Genomic DNA, 3,647 nt, shown 5'->3' with positions numbered 1-3,647 from the left:
GCGGATAAATCAGTCGGTACCAGAGTCACTAAATCTTTGATTTTGTGTCTAACCATGTCACCTCTGTTAATCGTTTTCTTTTTGCCTCGAAGCAATTACGCTTCGTCCTACCCGAATCTAGAGAGTTCCGCATCTCGTCTTGCCTACTCAGGGTTCGACTATCTCCTGAGACTCTAGATTCGTTTTTATTCGTTCCGTCCGATGATTGATTGTCCCTTTAGATGGAACCACTTTGACTATCGGAAACCCAAGGTTATGTCAGTCATAAGGGTAAGTGCTGACGGGTTACATTGCTCCGATGGGGTCAGGGGGTGCTATTCTTTCTGCTTTCCTGCCCTCAAGTAAGTCACTTTTCTAGGTTCTGTTTCATCATGGGGACTCCTGTAACGCCAGTGTCACCAGCAGTCGGTGTCTGATTGCATCCTATTCCCAGCTTCAGCCTCCAAAATTCCGAGTTTGGTCACTGTGGGTAGGTCTTGAGTCAGCCGTAACCTTCGGCGGTGGGACTTGCACCCACATCATTCGGACAGTTACTCAGAACCCCTTCTAGGGTATCTGAGCGAGTCACACGCTGTACCTTTGTCTAGGACTGGGTATCAGTTTTCTGACTCATCGAATCGCACACACTCACTTGATCGATGTAATTACCAAAGGTGTATGTGGTATTTCCATTATTATGGGTCTTGGCTCCGTATAGACTTTGTAAAGCTGCAACATCCAGAGCCATAAAAGTTCCGGCGGAGTGCCCAGTAAAGTTGTAGGTCATTACTGAGTTATCTGTATTATCTAACCCAGGATCTAAGACTGTTCCACTAAATGTATGGGCTAATCCCAGTGCATGACCTAGTTCATGAACAATGGTCATGTAACCATGTTTTCCGGCATCATGTTGAAAGCCATTGGTATCTCCCAGGCGATCGTAACCAGTTTTGAAATGAATATCTCCTGATCTACTTGTAAAACCGGGATAATAAGCATAGGCGTAACCTGGATTATTAGAATTTTGAACACGGATTTGACCAAAAGTACTTGGATCAGTTTCATCAACTTCTACAAAGTCAATATCAATAACATTTTCTAACCAAGCAACAATTTTTCTAAAATTACTTTTTATACCTTCACTAACTTCTTGAACTCCCGATTCAGATCCATAGTAAGAGTTAGCAAAATCATCGTCTTCAAAGAAACTATAGGTAACAACCCTATCTGTATTAGGATACCATTGACGACCAGATAATAAAGTATTAATAGGGGGAGAAGTTCCTTGAGAATTAGGAGAACCGGAAGACCCAGAACCACTGCCACTGCTGTTATTATTGGCAGTATCGTTATCTTCACTGCTTTCTTTAGAGGCACAAGGAGGGCAAATGCAGTCTAACTCCTCACTAGCAAAAAGGTTATGCTGATTGTCAACAATATTGTTAAAAGTGTAACCCATAATTTTTATAGTGTTATTTAGTGGTTAATAATTATTGAGATATGAGAACTTATAAGGCATAAAAATCTTGTGTTCTTTTTCAATTTAGTATTTCTAATATCCAATATTATAATTATTATTATCTAAAAGAGAATCGAGAAGCTACTTATTTTTACATTTTTTTTGTTCTAAACAATTGATTCTTTACTGACAGAAAAAATACTGAATTGATAACACGCACAAAAATAACTTTCACCTTAAAAATACTGAACTTATTTCCAGATACTTCCTTGAAATAGAATATTAGTATCTCATAAAAGTAGTTTTACGTAAGTAAAATATCAAGTTACTAACTTTGTTCTAATGTTTATTACTTTATATAATTTTTATAAAAACGAAATGCTAAAAGAAAATATACTTAACTGAAATTTTACTGAGAATATGAATAAATTAAGCCCAATTATGCAACTAATTCCGAGAGATTACCCGTAGTTAATTGAGTAATAATATCTAAAGAATAGTCTTGGCAACCACGATCGCAACGTAACCATGCGAGATATTCCTTATTACCAGCAGGCCCTGTGATGGGAGAAACGGTTAAACCACAACACAACCAACCGAGACTATAGGTAGTTTGTAAAACTTGATAAATAGCTTGACTGTGATCTTGCGGATCACGAACCACCCCCTTTTTGCCAACCCGCGATCGCCCTACTTCAAATTGGGGTTTGATCAATAAAATCACTTCTCTCGGTTCTAATAACAAATTCCATAAGGGGCCTAAAACTTTGGTTAGGGAGATAAAGGAAAGATCCATTACTCCTAAATCTGCTCTAGGATTATCTTGATATAAATCTTCTGGGCTAAGATAGCGAAAGTTGGTTCTTTCTTTTAAGATCACCCGGGGATCTTGACGTAGGGACCAAGCGACTTGTCCATAACCCACATCTACCCCATAAACCTGTCTCGCCCCTGCTTGCAATAAACAATCAGTGAACCCCCCAGTAGAAATGCCCCCATCGAGGCATATACGGTCTTTTACAGCAATATTGAAGCTTTTTAGGGCTTTTTCGACCTTCAGACCCCCACGAGAAACATAGGGTGGTTTTGCTTTGAGTTCAATGTCTGCTGTGATCTCGACTTCTGTTCCTGGTTTATCAATGATTCTTTGATTAACTTTTACTTCCCCGGCCCGAATACAACGTTGCGCTTGTTGGCGGGAGGAACAAAGATCACGTTTCACTAAAAGGAGATCCAGACGTAGTTTAGACAAGGAATATACAAAAAATAGAGCAAGTTAATTATAAATTTACTCAATCTCAAAGGCAACAGTCAATCAGGATGGGCGAATTTAGGGTGTAGAATTACTGACATTTTTTTTGGTATCATAAACATTCAACAGAAATATAGTCATATATAGTCAAACAACAACAAATCTTCTCAGTTTTCCTGTACTTACCCGACTCAGATTTAACAAAAGTTAATAACTCAAACGAGTTATTAAATGGTACAATTAAACCTAACTGGAAATATGAAACTACAGATTGATACCACAAAATACGATCGTCACGCCTTCAAAGACATTAAACTTTCATTTTAACTCCTTTATTTATGATTGGACTTTGGACAAAAAAAGTTTGTTAGCGTATATTTTACGCTAAACTAAAATCCCAAAATATCGGCTCTGTATCAGTCAATAAAATTGGCTGACAAATAGGGCTAATCTATAGATTCTGAGGAAAACTAAGGAGCTTTTAAGTTTTCAGTTGATTTTTTGCTCCCTTTCTTGATAACATCATGACGAGTTCGTGGGGCTTTTTTGTAACCTTTAATACGTCCGGAAGAAAAACCTCGACGTTTGGGAAATTTGGCGAAAGTCCCCAAAGTCGTAATTATTCTTGAAAAGTCTCTTTGAACTAGACTAGGGGTGATTTTGATGGATTTATTAGTCTTCAAATACTGTTCCCAATCACGGGGTAAAACCACAGCTAATTTTCTGGCAGCCCACAAATTTACATAAGAAAGAAGTGTTAGTTTAAACCAATTTTCTTCATGATGTACATCGGGAGTTAAATAAGATGTCATCAATAATCTTTGTTTACCAAATCGAAAAAGATGTTCCATGTCATAACGTTGTCGATAACACTGATAACAATCAACTAAACTTAACTCATCGCGCCGAGAACCAATAACAATAAGCCACATAGGTTTCCAAATACTATTTCTTTCT

2 protein-coding genes and 1 pseudogene are annotated in these 3,647 nt (G+C 37.8%); all 3 read right to left on the bottom strand.

The genetic code is table 11. The features are described from left to right. Positions 1-583: 583 nt before the first annotated feature. Complete coding sequence (locus CWATDRAFT_RS30500; RefSeq protein WP_007308565.1) at positions 584-1,438, bottom strand: matrixin family metalloprotease; 855 nt, start codon at positions 1,436-1,438, stop codon at positions 584-586. Positions 1,439-1,877: 439 nt separating this feature from the next. Then, positions 1,878-2,690: a TlyA family RNA methyltransferase gene (locus tag CWATDRAFT_RS30495; protein WP_007308564.1), complete on the bottom strand. Its 813-nt coding sequence runs from the start codon at positions 2,688-2,690 to the stop codon at positions 1,878-1,880. Positions 2,691-3,160: 470 nt separating this feature from the next. After that, positions 3,161-3,647, bottom strand: a pseudogene (locus CWATDRAFT_RS30490) (NF041680 family putative transposase); the annotation flags it as partial.

The organism is Crocosphaera watsonii WH 8501 (assembly GCF_000167195.1).
Taxonomy (GTDB): Bacteria; Cyanobacteriota; Cyanobacteriia; order Cyanobacteriales; family Microcystaceae; genus Crocosphaera; species Crocosphaera watsonii.
The sequence above is the reverse complement of the archived record's forward strand: the minus strand, read 5'-3'. Positions and strand labels throughout refer to the sequence as shown.

Bases quoted from the DNA above. Each gene is read 5' to 3' on its own strand.
- CWATDRAFT_RS30500 (WP_007308565.1), bottom strand. From the start codon at position 1,438: ATGGGTTACACTTTTAACAATATTGTTGACAATCAGCATAACCTTTTT.